Raw genomic sequence first — 14432 nt, forward strand, 5'->3', positions numbered from 1 at the left:
GGCAGGGGCGGCCCAAAGGTGCCGCCCCGCCACAAAAACAACACCATGGAACACGCGGAAAACATCAGCCTTTCCGAGGCTAAGGCCCTCATTTCAGGTGCATTGATGGCTCAGGGGGTTTCCAAGGAACACTCTGAGTCCGTCGCAAATGCGCTGGTGGCGGCAGAAGCCGAAGGCCAGGCGGGTCACGGGTTTTCGCGCCTCGGGGACTATGTCGCGCAGGTGCGCAGCGGAAAGATTAACCGGGACGCAAAAATTACTTCTCGCCTGACCAGTCAAACAGCGATTTCCACTGACGCCGATTTCGGTTTTGCGTACCCGGCGCTGGATCATGCCATCTCACAGGGCATAAGCGTGGCGCGTTCATACGGCACGGCCACGATGTCGGTCAAAAATTCACATCATGCGGGGACGTTGTCGGTGCAAGTCGAAAGGCTCGCTGCTGAGGGTCTTGTCGGCTTGATGTTTGCCAATGCCCCTCCGGCAATCGCACCCTGGGGCGCCGCGAGCCCGGTTTTTGGCACCAACCCCATCGCCTTTGCAGCTCCGCGGCGCGATGCGCCGCCACTGGTGATTGATCTGGCGCTTTCGAATGTTGCGCGCGGCAAGGTCATGCATGCTAAAAAGACATGCCAGCCCATCCCTCCGGACTGGGCCTTTGACAAAGACGGCAAGCCCACGACCGACCCAGCCGCCGCATTGGCTGGTTCTATGGCCCCAGCCGGAGGTGCAAAGGGAACCGTCCTCGCCTTGATAGTCGAGGTTTTTGCCTCGGTTTTCACCGGTGCAAACCCCAGCTTGGGCGTGGCTTCTTTTTTTGATGCGGAGGGTCCTTCTCCGGGGTCCGGGCAGTTCCTGCTTGCCATGAGCCCGAGCAATCTGGACGCCTTCACGGATCGTCTCGAAATGGTGCTAACGGCCATCGAAAGCCTCGAAGGCGCACGGCTTCCGGGGGATCGGAGGGCAAACTCGATCAGCCGCGCGCAGGCGCATGGCATAGCGGTTCCCGGTCAATATCTTGATCTGGCTCGCGAACTCGCGCGTGCAAGTGTCTGAGGCCACCAAGATGATCGTTTCCCGCGGCACGGCCGCCACAAACGCCCCCTAAATCGACAAAGGAACTGACTATGTACAAGCACATTCTCATCCCGGTTGCTCTGGACCACGAAGGCGTTGTCGCCAACAAAATCGCCGCTGGGCGCCGTCTGCTTGCCGAAGACGGCCGGATGACCTTGTTGACAGTGCTGGAAGACATACCCGGTTTCGTCGCCGAATTCGTGGAGTCGAAACCCGAGAACCACCTAACAGCGCGCATCAAGGACGAACTGGATCGCCTTGCGAACGGCGCGGACGACATCTCGACCGAGGTTATCACTGGCAAGCCCGGCCTGAAGGTTGCGGAGTTTGCCCGCGAGAACCATGTTGATTTGGTTATTGTCGGATCTCACAAACCTGGCGTTCGAGACTATCTTCTGGGCTCGACGGCGTCGCGTATTTCACGCCGCGCGCCGTGCTCCGTCTTTATCCTTCGATGAGAGGTAAGGGGTCTCAGACCCTCAAAAGGCCCGGTACTGGCCGCCCGGACAAAGAGACTCGGCTTTTGCTTGGCCAGAGCGACGGAACAAACCTGAGCGAGCAGCCCTATGATCGGCGCCGCTTGTCTTATGCGTCCACATTCAGCAACCCGGTACAGCGATGGGCGATCAAAGCTATTGAGCTGACTACAAGCAAATTCCATTTGTTGCGTCGCATCCGAAAATTCGAGGCAATGGGCGTGCCCGTTGGGCAACCCTTCTGGGGGCAGGCCCTCGAGGTGATGGGCATCGCGCTGCAAACACCCGATGAAGAAATTCGTCAAATCCCGAGCAAAGGGCCCGTGGTGGTTGTCGCCAATCACCCGCACGGACTTGTCGACGGCATGATCCTGGCCGAACTGATCGGTCAGGTCCGAACCGACTATAAAATTCTAACGCGTTCTCTGCTGACGGGTGTCGTTGAGATTGACCAGTTCATGATCCCGGTCCCCTTTGATCATGAACCCGACGCTCTTGAAAAGAGCCTGGAAATGCGCCGAAAAGCTATGGAGCATCTTGCGAACGGAGGGTTAATCGCATTGTTCCCTTCCGGGGTTGTTGCCTCGTCGGGCAGTTGGTGGGGGCCTGCGGTCGAACGCGAATGGAATCCCTTTACAGCCAAGTTGATCCAGCGCTCTGGGGCCACAGTTGTCCCCATTCACTTTCCCGGACGCAACAGTCGCGCATATCAAATCGCCAGCAATGTCTCCGCCACGCTGCGCCAAGGGTTGCTTTTGTACGAAGTGCGGCATGCCTTGGATAAACCCCAGCGCCCGATCGTCGGTGACCCTATCGAGAGAGACGAGATTGAAAAACGGGCCGGCAATCCACGGGACCTACTCAGCTTTCTAAGAAGGCACACTGTCTCTTTGACCAGTCGGCGTTGATCTCCCTTAGGGCCAATCAAAAAGAGAGCGACTTGGGTAGGCGAGACTGTTTAGTGCATACAACTATTGCTCATTGCACCTTGCACACAGCGTTCGGTTCATGGGCTTGGAAGACATGCAGTTTGTTCTGCATTGTGGTCTGCGCTTTTGCCGCAAACACAGCTTCAAATAGAAAGAATATCGACTGCGCAGACCATTCGAGTTTGTGCCTGGAGAGGTGACAGCGAGTCAATCGACAGTTGCGCAGACAGCGACCAATGCCAGAAAACTAGGTCACGCCCGGCCAAATTTGACGGCCCCGTTTCGGCCGATAGTGCCGAAATTCGTCACGCAATGAAGGAGCACCAAACAACAAGTTTTGCTTTAGGTTTGAGAAGGCTTACAGCTCCAAAGTCTGTCAAACCGATGCCTTTCCTTTTGGCCTGAACGTAGGTTCTCATTCCAACTCATCTGGAAAAGCGCCAGTCATGCGCCTTGGTGATCATGCAAATTCTATGTTAGTGAAAGGCGCGCTCTGGTTCTTGAAGTGCAAAACAAATTTGAACGACGATTCCAACAAAGGGAGAAATTAAATGTTTGAAAACAAAAGAACTGTTCGTGCGCCTGATGGCCGTCTGATCACCATCGATCAATCCGGAGTTTTTGCTCAGCCAGGTACCAATTCTGCACATCGCCACTCTGCGATCACTACCGAAGACGTATGCCACGGTGACCCTTCGCAGGTCGGTGCCAAGATTGACCCCGGCCAGCATGGAGCCAAAATTGACCCGTCTCAGCTGGGTGCAAAGATTGACCCGGGCCAAATCGGGGCCAAGATCGATCCACGCCAAATTGGTGCCAAGATTGACCCCGGCCAACACGGAGCCAAAATTGACCCGTCTCAACTGGGAGCAAAGATTGATCCGGCCCAAGTCGGGGCGAAGATTCAACCAACTGCTTAAAACCAGTCCAAACAACGTATTTGAGTGTTGGCTCAAGCCTTTGAGCCAACATTCGTGTCGCGCAGTATGAATCGTCATTGCGCGCACTGATAGGTTGTTCCCAGTCGCGTGAGAACTTGGTTTGAAACAATATTTTGATGGGACACATCGCATTCGCTCGCCCAAGCAGACGGTTGAGCTTTTGCGGGACCTGTTTCCGGTTTTTGGCATCACGCGTATAGCGGATGTCACGGGGCTTGATCGTGTTGGGCTACCGACAACCGTCGTATGCAGGCCAAACTCGCGATCAATGGCCGTTTCTCAAGGGAAGGGCGTGACATATGACGCTGCGGTCGCTTCTGCCGTGATGGAGTCCATCGAGATTTTCCACGCGGAACGCATTGTGGCTCCGGTCATACTCGCGAGCCTTGAAGATATCAGATACACACACAGTGTTTTGCCAGTTGATCAGTTGCCGCTTAGCAATGAGTTGGAGTTTGATCCTTTCGCACCGAACCTCTGGATCGAAATGCAACTATTGACGGGTTCCGGAAATGTGTGGGTTCCCTACGAATTGGTACATACAAACTACACGCGCCCTCTCCCACCCGGGAGCGGGTTCTTCCTGTCGAGTTCGAACGGTCTGGCCTCGGGCAACTCACTTTCCGAGGCAAAGATACACGGCTTGTGCGAGGTGATCGAACGGGACGCTGTTGCGCTATGGTCGCGTTTGCCGTGGCAAGAGCGTGACGCACGTCGAATTGATCAACGGACGATCGAAGATCACGGTTTGTGCCAGACCCTAAGCAAATTCAAGGACGCAGACATAAACTTGGCGATCTGGGACGTGACGACGGAAATCGGCGTGCCCGCCTACTTGGTATGGGCATGTGAAAACGGAAACGTGCCGATACTTCTCTCGCGCCCATCTGTCGGCGCAGGGTGTCACCCTTGTCGGCAGATCGCGCTCTCGCGCGCCCTGACAGAAGCTGCACAGGAACGACTGACATTGATCACAGGCGCGCGCGATGATCTGCACTCGGACTACTACTCTGAGATGAAGTTCCAAGAAACGATTGCCCGACCTGGATGCCTGAGTTTTGACTCCAGGCAGTCGTATGAAAGCAAATCTCCCGAGGGAGATCTTGTTTGGCTCAAATCGCGATTGATTGCAGCTGGGCTTGACGGCGCCTGCTTCATCGACATTACAGTCGACTATGTTTCCGCCCACATTGCTGTTGTAAGGGTTCTTGTTCCCGGGTTGGAGGGGCCGCATGACGACCCGCGCTACACGCCGGGATTGCGTGCGCAAAATGCGACAGAGTTAATGCAATGACCGTTTTTGTTTTCTGCGGCCCCACCATTCACGAAAGTGAAGCCAAACAGATTTTAGCGGGTGAGTATCTGCCGCCGGCGGCTCAGGGGGATGTATTGGATGCGGTCGCGCGAAAGCCACGCGCCATCGGAATAATTGACGGCTATTTTCAGTTCACACCGTCTGTCTTGCACAAGGAAATACTCTGGGCGCTTGATCAGGGTGTACATGTATTCGGCAGCTCCAGCATGGGCGCCTTGAGGGCAGCGGAACTGCATAGTTTTGGCATGCAAGGGGTTGGCCGCATCTTTGAGGAATACCGCGACGGTCTATTGACGCGTGACGACGAGGTTGCTTTAAATCACGGACCTGCAGAACTGAAATACCCGTCGCTGTCAGAGCCGCTTGTAAACATCAGAGCAACACTTGAAGTTGCTTCGGAAAACAAAATAATTTCTCAAGGAACGGCCGATAAGCTCCTGATTCTTATGGATCAAGAGTATTTCTCCAACCGCTCGTACAAACACATGCTGCACCTCGGCGAACAGGACAATGTTCAACCCGATGAATTGCTTCGGCTTGAACGATGGCTTGAGAACAATACGGTCAATCTGAAGAAAATTGATGCGATCGAAATGCTTAAGTCTATGAACGCATTTCTACGCGAAACACCTGGTCCGTTCACTGCGCGCTTTCGGCTGGAACGCACGTCGATTTTTGATCAGCTCACGTCATGATCGCCCGCCTCAAATCATCGCAACTCTACGCCAATGGTCCAGCTTACTTTGCGCTTGGCGTGTTTTTTATGTCTGCGATGGACGCGGTCGCCAAGGTATTATCCGAGACGTATTCCGGGCTTCAGATCATCTTGTTTGAAAGCGCCTTTGGCCTTGTGTTTTTCCTTATGTTCATTGCGCCTCGAAACTGGAGATCTTTGGCCTCACCAAGATGGCTACTATTGATGGCCAGGGGATTGCTGACCCTAGGCACAATGTACTTTTTCATTTCCGGCCTTCAAAATTTGCCGCTTGCCGAAGTGACCATGATTTTCATGGTCGCGCCTATCTTTTCGATGGTCTTGTCTTCACTTGTGTTTCGAGAACATCCCGGGCTTCCACAACTACTTGCACTCGTTTCAGGTGCTATGGGCGCTTTACTTTTGATACGCCCGCCGGGCCTAGGTCTTAACGTGGCAGCCTTTTTTCCATTGGCGGCGGCGTTGTGTAGCGCACTCGGCTTAATCACAGCGCGTGCCCTTTCAAGACGGGATAAACCGGAAGCAATCGCTGGATATGAGTATCTCATGGTCTTTGCCGCAGCCGCTGTTTTGGTTCCCTATGGGAGCTACGTTCCAAGTTCTTCCGACATCTGGCTCGTTGGCTTGCTGGGTGTTTGTGGCGCTTTGTGTGTGTATTTCAGAACGTCAGCATGTTCCTTCTCACCAATTAGTACACTGGCCTCGATTGAGTATTCCGGAATGCTCTGGGCAGTATTCTTCGGATATTTGATCTGGAATACCTTGCCCGATTTGTGGGGCTGGATAGGCGCTGGTCTCATCACAGTTGGCGGTCTTTTAGCTAACAAAACCAAAGAGAGCGCAACTCTTGTTTAAAGATGCGATTTTTGGCGAAAACAGCCTCTTCTCACATGAACCAGGACGGATATGTACTAGCCTGCCTGACCTTATCCCGTGGTGACAAGCGACTGGTAGGTCAGGCTTGCGACTTGCCCGTATAGAAATTGGTCAATTCTTCCGCCAGCGATTTGTAGAGTTGATGCACGTCTTCAATTCCCGGAACTTCAAGCTGATCGATCCTTTCCAAAAATGGGCAGTTCACAACGCTGATTGCCTGCCCTTCTTGGTCCAGCACAGGGTAGGCGAGGTTCGTCACACCAACAGCTGTGGCTGACGGCATTCGCTCGTAGCCCAATTCGCGTATGCGGGCGACATGTTCCTTGAATTCAACGACGTCCAATTCCGGCTCACCTTGCGCAAGCCTGTGATTGTCCAGCAGGTCGTCAAGGTCGGCGTCACTGCGAAATGCAGCAAGAACGCGGCCGGTGCCGGTATTCCCAAGGCCAATCACGGTTCCGACGCGCAACGCCAAGCCCCAGTTCCCGGGCGAGGCGATCGAGGCGACAACAACTATGTCTCCATTGCTTTCCATCCCCATATGGCAGGATTGCCAGGCCTTTCGCGTTACGGCGCGCATTTTGGGTGTCGCCATCTCAAGCAACCGCTCGACCGGAGGATACCTTTGGGAAATCGCAAACATCTTCAGACTGAGTGAATAGAGATCATCTTCATGGGACCGGATCACATAACCGCGCCGCACCAGCGTGGACAACATCCGGTAAATCTCGCTCTGGGACCGATTCAGAGCGCGTGCAATGTCACCTTGCGCCAGCCCATCTGCATGCTGCGATAGCAACTCAATAATGTCCAAACCCTTCTCAAGTGCAGGGGCACGATATTTCTCTGAAGTAGCCGGCACGTTTTCCTCCCAATTCGCGCTTGCGTGCGAATGCGTGGGCAAAGTGACTTGAATGCGCAGTAGATGTCAATGTTGATTTAAAAGTGAATAACTGATTTACATGCAAAAAACAATGGCACGCGAGAGCTGCCAAAAAAGAATTCAGGGAGTAGCAAGTGATGAATTCGTTCCGTAAAATATGTAGCTTGCTTGAAAGCCGCGCCGTTTTGCGAGTAGCGGCAACGCATGCCGAATCGAACTGTGGATCGTTCGCCGAAGCTGCAGAAAGTCCACAACTTTACGCATGATCACGGGGTTCGAGGATAAATCCGATGGTGAGATTTCCATCGGCAGCCGGGCGGTCAACGACCTGCCTCCGCGTGAAAGTAACATCGCGATCATGTTCCAGAACTACGCGCTGTACCCGGATATGACCGTGCGCGAGAATCTGGGCTTCACACTTCAGATCGCCAAACGCCCCGAGGCCGAAATCACCAAGGTCGAGACCGAGGTCGCGGCGATCCTTGAGCCGGACGAATTGATGGGCGACAAACCAGCGGAACTGTCCGGTGGTCAGCGCCAGCGCGTCGCCAATGCCATCATCTACGTGACCCATGATCAGGTCGAGGAAATGACGCTGGCTGACCGCACCATTCTGAAGGATGCGCTCACGGTCCCGGCCTCGACGCGCGACCTTGTAAGAGCGGGACATGTGGTTCAATACGGCTACCGCGCCGACAATCTCATGCAGGTCGGCCACGCGGTCGAGGAAAAGGGCGCTTTGGTCGATCTGGAGCTCACGGTTGCACTGGAAGAACCGTTGGGCACCGAAACCCCGCTGCTTGCCGATCTGGCAGGGGTCGAGGTCCAGGCCAAGATGTTCAACCCGCGCCCAGTGGATCCGGTTGAGACGCTGCCATTCCATCTGGTTCCCGACAAATGCCACGTCTTGGACGCGGGCACCGGCGAGGCGCTGAGAGGGTAAGCACCATGGCCACCATCACCCATATCGAACTGCGCATGTTTGACCTGATCCCAAAGGTCAAACGTGTAGATGCCATCCAGTCCTTCGTCAGCCAGGAAACGCCCATCGTGACCGTGACCGATAGCGACGGGGCGCAGGGTGTGGGCTACTGCTATACCATCGGCACCGGCGGCCCGTCGGTTATGGCGCTGCTTGAAAAAACGCTGGCACCCGCTCTGATAGGGCAAGATGCGGATCGGATCGAAGGCATCTGGCGCGATCTGTTGTTCCTGACACATGCGACGGCGGTGGGGGCGATCACTTCGCTTGCTTTGGCCGCGATTGATACCGCTCTTTGGGATTTGCGCTGCCGCAAACAAGGGCTACCGCTGTGGAAAGCCGCGGGGGGATCGCGGGATCGCATCCCGCTCTATTCGACCGAGGGCGGTTGGCTGCATCTGGACACACGGGCCTTGGTCGATGACGCGCTGGCGATGCAGGGGCAGGGGTTCCGCGGCTCGAAAATCAAGATCGGGCGAGACCACCTAAGCGAGGATGCCTCCCGTTTGGCTGCGGTGCGTGAAGCGGTTGGGCCGGGATATGAAATCCTAACCGATGGCAATCAGGGCTTTACCCTGTCTGAAGCGATCCGCCGAGCTCAGGTTTTGGAAGACTATAATATCGGCTGGTTCGAGGAGCCTTTGCCCGCAGATGACGTCGCAGGCCACGCCGAGCTGTCGCGCCGGACTTCGATGCCGATAGCCGTCGGCGAAAGCATGTACTCGCTGAGCCAGTTCAAAGACTATCTGCACGCGGGCGCGGCCAGTATTGTGCAGGCTGATGTGGCGCGGATCGGAGGCATTACCCCATGGTTGAAAGTGGCGCATCTGGCCGAGGCGTATAACGTCATGGTCTGCCCGCATTTTTTGATGGAACTGCATCTGCCACTGGTCTGTGCGGTGCCAAATGCAAAATGGCTGGAATACATCCCACAGCTCGACAGCGTTACGACGGACGCGATACGCATTGAGGATGGGCTTGCCTTTCCGTCAGATGTGCCCGGGCTTGGTATCGCGTGGGACTGGAAGGCCATCGCCGCCCAGTCCACGCCGATTGAGATCAGGGAGGGCGCATGATGCAAGGTATGGCCATGGTGATGGCAGCGAAGCCCAAAAAGCTATGCGAATACAAGCGTCTGCACGCTGCCTTCTGGCCGGATGTGCTGGCTCAGATCTCCAAAAACAATATCCGCAACTACACGATCATTTTGCGTCAACCCGAGAACCTGCTGTTTGGGTACTGGGAATATCACGACACCGATTTCAAAGGGGATATGGCCGCATGGCGCAAGACCCCAAAACGCGGGAATGGTGGAGTTTCACCGACCCTTGCCAAAACCCTCTGCCCAGCCGCGCCGAAGGCGAGCAATGGGCACCCATGATTGAAGTATTCCATACGGATTGAGGACGACATGACCAAATCACAGGGCCGTCTGGCCGGAAAGAAAGCACTGATAACCGCAGCAGGGCAGGGCATCGGCCGCGCCAGCGTCGAGAAATACGTGGTCGAAGGCGCGCAGGTGATTGCCTGCGATATCAATGATGCAACGCTTGCAGAACTGGCTGCGATCGAGGGTGTCACGGCTCTGAAGCTGGACGTCACCGATGCGGACGCGGTGGCCGAGGTGGTCGCGACCGCCGGAGAGTTGGACGTGTTGTTCAACTGCGCAGGTTTCGTTGGCGCCGGTTCGATCCTTGAATGTGACGATGACCAATGGGATTTCAGCTTTGATCTGAACGTCAAGGCAATGTACCGGCTAGCAAAGCTGGTTCTGCCCGGCATGTTGGAGAATGGCGGTGGCTCGATCATCAACATGTCCTCGGTCGCCTCGTCGATCAAAGGCGTGCCGAACCGTTTCTCGTATTGTGCGTCCAAAGCGGCTGTGATTGGCCTGACGAAATCCATCGCTGCCGACTTCATCACGCAGGGCATCCGCTGCAACGCGATCTGCCCCGGCACCGTCGACAGCCCCAGTCTGCACGACCGCCTGCGCGCCACCGGCGACTACGAGCAGGCAATGAAAGACTTCATCGCGCGCCAGCCCATGGGCCGCATCGGTCACGCGGACGAGGTTGCCGCCTTGGCCGTCTATCTGGGCAGCGATGAGACCGCATTCACCACCGGACAGACCTTCGCCATCGATGGCGGCTGGACCGTTTGATCAGGGAGATTTGAGATGAAACTGCTGCGTTACGGTCCGTTTGGACAAGAAAAGCCCGGCCTGATGGATGAGAGTGGCACGATCCGCGATTTGTCGGGTGTCATTGGCGATATCGCGGGCGACGCGCTGTCGGATGCCGGACTTGATGCCCTGCGCGCTTTGGATGTGGATGCTCTGCCCGTGGTCGAAGGTACGCAGCGCATTGGGGCCTGTGTCGGTCAGGTGGGCAAGTTCATCTGCATCGGCCTGAACTATGCCGACCATGCCGCTGAATCCGGCATGGCGCTGCCCGAAGAGCCGGTGATCTTCTTCAAGGCGACCTCGGCGATCATGGGGCCTGATGACACTGTGGAAATACCCCGAAACTCGGTCAAGACTGATTGGGAGGTCGAGCTGGGCGTCGTCATCGGCAAGCATACCAAATACGTATCCGTTGAGGACGCGCTGGACCACGTTGCGGGCTATTGCGTGGTCAACGATCTGTCCGAACGCGACTTTCAGCTGCACCGTTCGGGCCAGTGGGTCAAAGGCAAGTCCGCCGACACGTTTGGCCCCATCGGCCCATGGCTGGTGACGCGCGATGAGGTCTCGGATCCGCAAAACCTGCCAATGTATCTTGAGGTGAACGGGCATCGCTATCAGGACGGCTCGACCAAGACGATGCATTTTGACGTAGCAACCGTGATCTCGCATCTGTCGCAATTCATGTCGCTGCAGCCGGGCGATGTGATCTCGACCGGGACGCCTCCGGGCGTGGGCATGGGGCAGACCCCGCAGACCTACCTCAAGCCCGGCGACCGGATGGAGCTGGGGATCGAAGGGTTGGGCGTTCAGCGCCAAACCGTTGAGGCCAGCAAGTGACCCGGATTACCGGCATTCGGACCGAGGATCTGAGGTTCCCAACCTCGGACAGTCTGGACGGGTCGGATGCGATGAACCCCGACCCCGACTACTCGGCGGCTTATTTGGTGCTGGAAACCGACGGCGCGCATGAGGGCCACGGGCTGACCTTCACCACCGGGCGCGGCAATGAGATCTGTGTGGCCGCGATCCAAGCCCTCGGTGCGTTGATCAAAGGGCTGGAGCTGGACTGGATCGCCGAAGATATGGGCCGGTTCTGGCGTCATATCACCGGCGACAGCCAACTGCGTTGGATTGGTCCCGACAAGGGGGCGATCCACCTAGCGACCGGCGCGGTCGTGAACGCCGCGTGGGATCTGTGGGCCAAAGAGGCGGGCAAACCCGTCTGGCAATTGGTCAGCGAAATGACCCCCGAAGAGATCGTGCGCCTGATCGACTTCCGCTATCTGACCGATGCGATCACTCCGGATGAGGCGCTGGCGATGCTGCGTGTCTCTGAACCGGGTAAAGCGGAACGCATCGCGAAACTGAGGGCCGAAGGCTACCCCTGCTACACGACCTCGGCGGGCTGGCTGGGCTATCCCGACGACAAGCTGCGCCGTCTATGTCAGGAGGCCAAGGAAGCGGGCTTTACCCACACCAAGTTCAAGGTTGGCCGCGATCTGGATGACGACATTCGCCGCCTGACCATCGCCCGCGAAGTGCTGGGCGACGACGTGAACATCATGATCGACGCCAATCAGGTTTGGGAGGTCGATCAGGCGATCGACTGGGTCAAGGCGCTGTCCTTTGCGCGGCCCTTCTTCATCGAAGAACCCACCAGCCCCGACGACATATTTGGCCACAAGGCGATCCGGGAAGGTGTCGCTCCGGTCAAGGTGGCGACGGGCGAGATGTGCCAGAACTGGATCATGTTCAAGCAGTTCATCAAGGAAGGCGCGATCGATATCGTTCAGATCGACGGCTGCCGGATGGGTGGGCTGAACGAGGTGCTGGCGGTCATGCTGATGGCCGCGAAATACGAATTGCCGGTTTGGCCCCATGCCGGGGGCGTGGGCCTGTGCGAATACGTCCAGCATATGTCGATCATCGACTACGTCGCGATCTCGGGCGAGAAGGATAGCAAGCGGATCGAATATGTCGATCACCTGCATGAGCATTTTATCGACCCCTGCCTGGTGAAGAACGGGGCCTATTTGGCGCCAACGCAGCCCGGGTTCTCGATCGAGATGAAACGCAACAGCATCAGAGATTTTCGGTTTCTGTCCCCAATGGCAGCCGAATAAACCCCTATGGCCTGCCTCTAATAACATCAATCGGGCTGCGCTTTACCCGACCTGAAGGAGATACAAAACGTTCAACTTTGGGAAAACGGCCTTTAGGACCGCCCGTTTGTTTTGCTTGGTACAACCGAGGCTCTGGCGCAACGCCGGTTTACTGAAGGAAACTTTGACCCGCCATGCGCTATACATGACATCATCCAAGTATTGGCTCAAGTTTTCGAACCATACCATGACGCATGGCCAGCTGATTCGTCATGCGGGTTAAGAAAATATGTATATCTGCGAACAGACCGAGACTCCTCGACAGGTTTGACTAAGTGACATCTAACGTGTTTTTCGCGCACGGCTTTTGCAAAATTGGGGCAAGCCGCAGTTACCCCGACGTTGCATTGTTTGATCGGAAAAACGGCATCCTCTCATGCGGCCACGAACATATCCTTGTACTGTTCACGTAGGATGTTCTTTTGAACCTTGCCCATGGTGTTGCGGGGAAGTTCATCCATCAGGATCAACTTGCGGGGGTGTTTGAACCGCGCGAGGCTGTTGCATACCGCAGCCTGCATCTGTTCAAGGTTTGGGGTCTCGCCCGTTTCCGCGACAATCACACCAAGAACCGTTTCTCCGAAGTCTGGGTGGGGTACGCCAACGACGGCGCTTTCCAGCACGCCGGGTTGGTCATCGAGCACCAGTTCAATCTCCTTGGGGTAGATGTTATAGCCACCTGAGATGATCAGGTCTTTGTTTCGGCCTACGATCTGGACATAGCCCTCTTCATCGATCCGGCCCAGATCGCCGGTGATGAAAAAGCCGTTCTCCCGTAGCTCGGCCGCGGTTTTTTCAGGCATTTGCCAATAGCCTTTGAATACGTTTGGTCCGCGCACCTCGATCTCTCCGATCTCGCCATTGGGCAGGGCGTTGCCGTCAGAGTCGCAGATTTTCAGTTCAACCCCGGGCAGTGGCACGCCAACGGTGCCTGCGCGACGCTCCCCTTCATAGGGGTTTGACGTATTCATGTTGGTTTCGGTCATGCCGTAGCGTTCGAGTATGCGGTGTCCGGTGCGCTGTTCGAACTGCACATGCGTTTCCGCCAGCAAGGGCGCGGAACCGGAAACAAACAGGCGCATGTGTTCGGCCAGTTCGCTTGTGAACCGATCGTCATCCAACAGGCGGGTATAGAAAGTGGGTACGCCCATCATCGTCGTGGCCTGAGGCAACTGACGGATAATCTCATCCAGATCGAACTTAGGCATGAAAATGATGCTGCTGCCCGCAGCCAGGGACACATTGGTTGCCACAAACAGTCCGTGAGTGTGAAAGATCGGCAGCGCGTGCAGCAGCACATCGTCGGATGTGAAACGCCATTCTTCGACGAGCGTTTCGGCATTCGACAACAGGTTGTTCTGGGTCAACATCGCGCCCTTGGACCGGCCCGTGGTGCCCGATGTGTAGAGGAATGCCGCCAAATCCTCGCCGTCCCGATCGACTGTGTCGAAACTGATAGGCATAACCGATGCCTTTTCCATCAGGCTACCGCTGCCATCCGCGTTCAGGGTCTCTACGCGCGCGCTCAGTTGCGCGCCAATGGGGGCAAGTTTCTCTTCACTTTTGGCGTCACAGACAATCAGCGAGGCACCGCTGTTTTCAATAAAGTAGGTCAGCTCATCGACGGTATAGGCGGTATTCAAGGGTAAAAACACCAGGCCGGCCTGCGCGCAGGCGGCATAGAGGGCCAGCGCTTCTGCTGATTTCTCGATCTGCGCCGCAACCCGGTCGCCGGGTTTTAGGCCTAACTGTGTGGTCAGGTGGGCGATCTGCGCTGCGGTGTTCAGAAAGTCCTGATGCGTTATCACCGAACCGTCGAGCAGATGCAAAAAAGGTGTGTCCTTACCGGCGTGAGCGCCGAACAAACCGTCATAGAGAGGATTGGCCATAG

At 56.2% G+C, this 14432-nt stretch carries 14 protein-coding genes and 1 pseudogene; 13 read left to right on the top strand and 2 right to left on the bottom strand.

Features of this window, described 5'->3' with window-relative positions:
• Positions 1 to 45: 45 nt before the first annotated feature.
• The 7 genes from ACXAH8_RS22035 to ACXAH8_RS22065 all read left to right on the top strand — a co-directional run bounded on the left by ACXAH8_RS22035 (position 46) and on the right by ACXAH8_RS22065 (position 6308).
• Positions 46 to 1056, top strand: a complete 1011-nt coding sequence (locus tag ACXAH8_RS22035; protein ID WP_475220661.1) for an Ldh family oxidoreductase — start codon at positions 46 to 48, stop codon at positions 1054 to 1056.
• A gap of 71 nt (positions 1057 to 1127) precedes the next feature.
• The gene (locus tag ACXAH8_RS22040) at positions 1128 to 1535 is read left to right on the top strand and encodes a universal stress protein (RefSeq protein WP_475220662.1); all 408 of its coding nucleotides are present in this window, start codon (positions 1128 to 1130) and stop codon (positions 1533 to 1535) included.
• Between the two features lie 281 nt (positions 1536 to 1816).
• Positions 1817 to 2461, top strand: coding sequence for a lysophospholipid acyltransferase family protein (locus ACXAH8_RS22045; protein WP_475220663.1), 645 nt, complete (start codon positions 1817 to 1819; stop codon positions 2459 to 2461).
• A gap of 572 nt (positions 2462 to 3033) precedes the next feature.
• Positions 3034 to 3402, top strand: coding sequence for a hypothetical protein (locus tag ACXAH8_RS22050; RefSeq protein ID WP_475220664.1), 369 nt, complete (start codon positions 3034 to 3036; stop codon positions 3400 to 3402).
• A gap of 121 nt (positions 3403 to 3523) precedes the next feature.
• A complete protein-coding gene (locus ACXAH8_RS22055; protein ID WP_475220665.1) occupies positions 3524 to 4717 on the top strand; it encodes a YcaO-like family protein in 1194 nt (397 codons plus the stop codon).
• Positions 4714 to 5433, top strand: a complete 720-nt coding sequence (locus tag ACXAH8_RS22060) for a TfuA-like protein (protein ID WP_475220666.1) — start codon at positions 4714 to 4716, stop codon at positions 5431 to 5433. The genes ACXAH8_RS22055 and ACXAH8_RS22060 overlap by 4 nt, the downstream gene beginning before the upstream one ends.
• A complete protein-coding gene (locus tag ACXAH8_RS22065; RefSeq protein WP_475220667.1) occupies positions 5430 to 6308 on the top strand; it encodes a DMT family transporter in 879 nt (292 codons plus the stop codon). The genes ACXAH8_RS22060 and ACXAH8_RS22065 overlap by 4 nt, the downstream gene beginning before the upstream one ends.
• A 100-nt stretch (positions 6309 to 6408) precedes the next feature.
• Here the strand turns inward: ACXAH8_RS22065 and ACXAH8_RS22070 are convergent, their stop codons facing one another.
• Positions 6409 to 7191, bottom strand: coding sequence for an IclR family transcriptional regulator (locus tag ACXAH8_RS22070; protein WP_475220668.1), 783 nt, complete (start codon positions 7189 to 7191; stop codon positions 6409 to 6411).
• A gap of 244 nt (positions 7192 to 7435) precedes the next feature.
• Between ACXAH8_RS22070 and ACXAH8_RS22075 the strand changes: the two genes are divergently transcribed.
• The 6 genes and pseudogenes from ACXAH8_RS22075 to ACXAH8_RS22100 all read left to right on the top strand — a co-directional run bounded on the left by ACXAH8_RS22075 (position 7436) and on the right by ACXAH8_RS22100 (position 12502).
• Positions 7436 to 8155 (top strand): ATP-binding cassette domain-containing protein, encoded by a 720-nt coding sequence (locus tag ACXAH8_RS22075; RefSeq protein WP_475220683.1) that lies wholly within the window; start codon positions 7436 to 7438, stop codon positions 8153 to 8155.
• A 5-nt stretch (positions 8156 to 8160) separates the two neighbouring features.
• Entirely contained in the window at positions 8161 to 9270 is a 1110-nt protein-coding gene (locus ACXAH8_RS22080) for a mandelate racemase/muconate lactonizing enzyme family protein (RefSeq protein ID WP_475220669.1), read from the top strand.
• A gap of 20 nt (positions 9271 to 9290) precedes the next feature.
• Positions 9291 to 9598 (top strand): annotated as a pseudogene (locus tag ACXAH8_RS22085) (L-rhamnose mutarotase).
• A gap of 7 nt (positions 9599 to 9605) precedes the next feature.
• Positions 9606 to 10355 carry an SDR family oxidoreductase gene (locus tag ACXAH8_RS22090; RefSeq protein ID WP_475220670.1) on the top strand — a complete coding sequence of 250 codons (750 nt, stop codon included), beginning with the start codon at positions 9606 to 9608 and terminating at the stop codon, positions 10353 to 10355.
• A gap of 15 nt (positions 10356 to 10370) precedes the next feature.
• Positions 10371 to 11216, top strand: a complete 846-nt coding sequence (locus ACXAH8_RS22095; RefSeq protein ID WP_475220671.1) for a fumarylacetoacetate hydrolase family protein — start codon at positions 10371 to 10373, stop codon at positions 11214 to 11216.
• Positions 11213 to 12502, top strand: a complete 1290-nt coding sequence (locus ACXAH8_RS22100; protein ID WP_475220672.1) for an L-fuconate dehydratase — start codon at positions 11213 to 11215, stop codon at positions 12500 to 12502. The genes ACXAH8_RS22095 and ACXAH8_RS22100 overlap by 4 nt, the downstream gene beginning before the upstream one ends.
• A 413-nt stretch (positions 12503 to 12915) precedes the next feature.
• Here ACXAH8_RS22100 and ACXAH8_RS22105 read toward each other — a convergent pair whose 3' ends face one another.
• Complete coding sequence (locus ACXAH8_RS22105; protein ID WP_475220673.1) at positions 12916 to 14430, bottom strand: malonate--CoA ligase; 1515 nt, start codon at positions 14428 to 14430, stop codon at positions 12916 to 12918.
• Positions 14431 to 14432 lie beyond the last annotated feature (2 nt).

Source organism: Ruegeria sp. ABV3_008, from assembly GCF_056161185.1.

What these genes read in the sequence shown, in the direction of transcription:
- ACXAH8_RS22035 (WP_475220661.1), top strand. Translation starts at nt 46, where the DNA reads ATGGAACACGCGGAAAACATCAGCCTTTCCGAGGCTAAGGCCCTCATT.
- ACXAH8_RS22040 (WP_475220662.1), top strand. Translation starts at nt 1,128, where the DNA reads ATGTACAAGCACATTCTCATCCCGGTTGCTCTGGACCACGAAGGCGTT.
- ACXAH8_RS22045 (WP_475220663.1), top strand. Translation starts at nt 1,817, where the DNA reads ATGGGCATCGCGCTGCAAACACCCGATGAAGAAATTCGTCAAATCCCG.
- ACXAH8_RS22050 (WP_475220664.1), top strand. Translation starts at nt 3,034, where the DNA reads ATGTTTGAAAACAAAAGAACTGTTCGTGCGCCTGATGGCCGTCTGATC.
- ACXAH8_RS22060 (WP_475220666.1), top strand. Translation starts at nt 4,714, where the DNA reads ATGACCGTTTTTGTTTTCTGCGGCCCCACCATTCACGAAAGTGAAGCC.
- ACXAH8_RS22065 (WP_475220667.1), top strand. Translation starts at nt 5,430, where the DNA reads ATGATCGCCCGCCTCAAATCATCGCAACTCTACGCCAATGGTCCAGCT.
- ACXAH8_RS22080 (WP_475220669.1), top strand. Translation starts at nt 8,161, where the DNA reads ATGGCCACCATCACCCATATCGAACTGCGCATGTTTGACCTGATCCCA.
- ACXAH8_RS22090 (WP_475220670.1), top strand. Translation starts at nt 9,606, where the DNA reads ATGACCAAATCACAGGGCCGTCTGGCCGGAAAGAAAGCACTGATAACC.
- ACXAH8_RS22095 (WP_475220671.1), top strand. Translation starts at nt 10,371, where the DNA reads ATGAAACTGCTGCGTTACGGTCCGTTTGGACAAGAAAAGCCCGGCCTG.
- ACXAH8_RS22105 (WP_475220673.1), bottom strand. Translation starts at nt 14,430, where the DNA reads ATGGCCAATCCTCTCTATGACGGTTTGTTCGGCGCTCACGCCGGTAAG.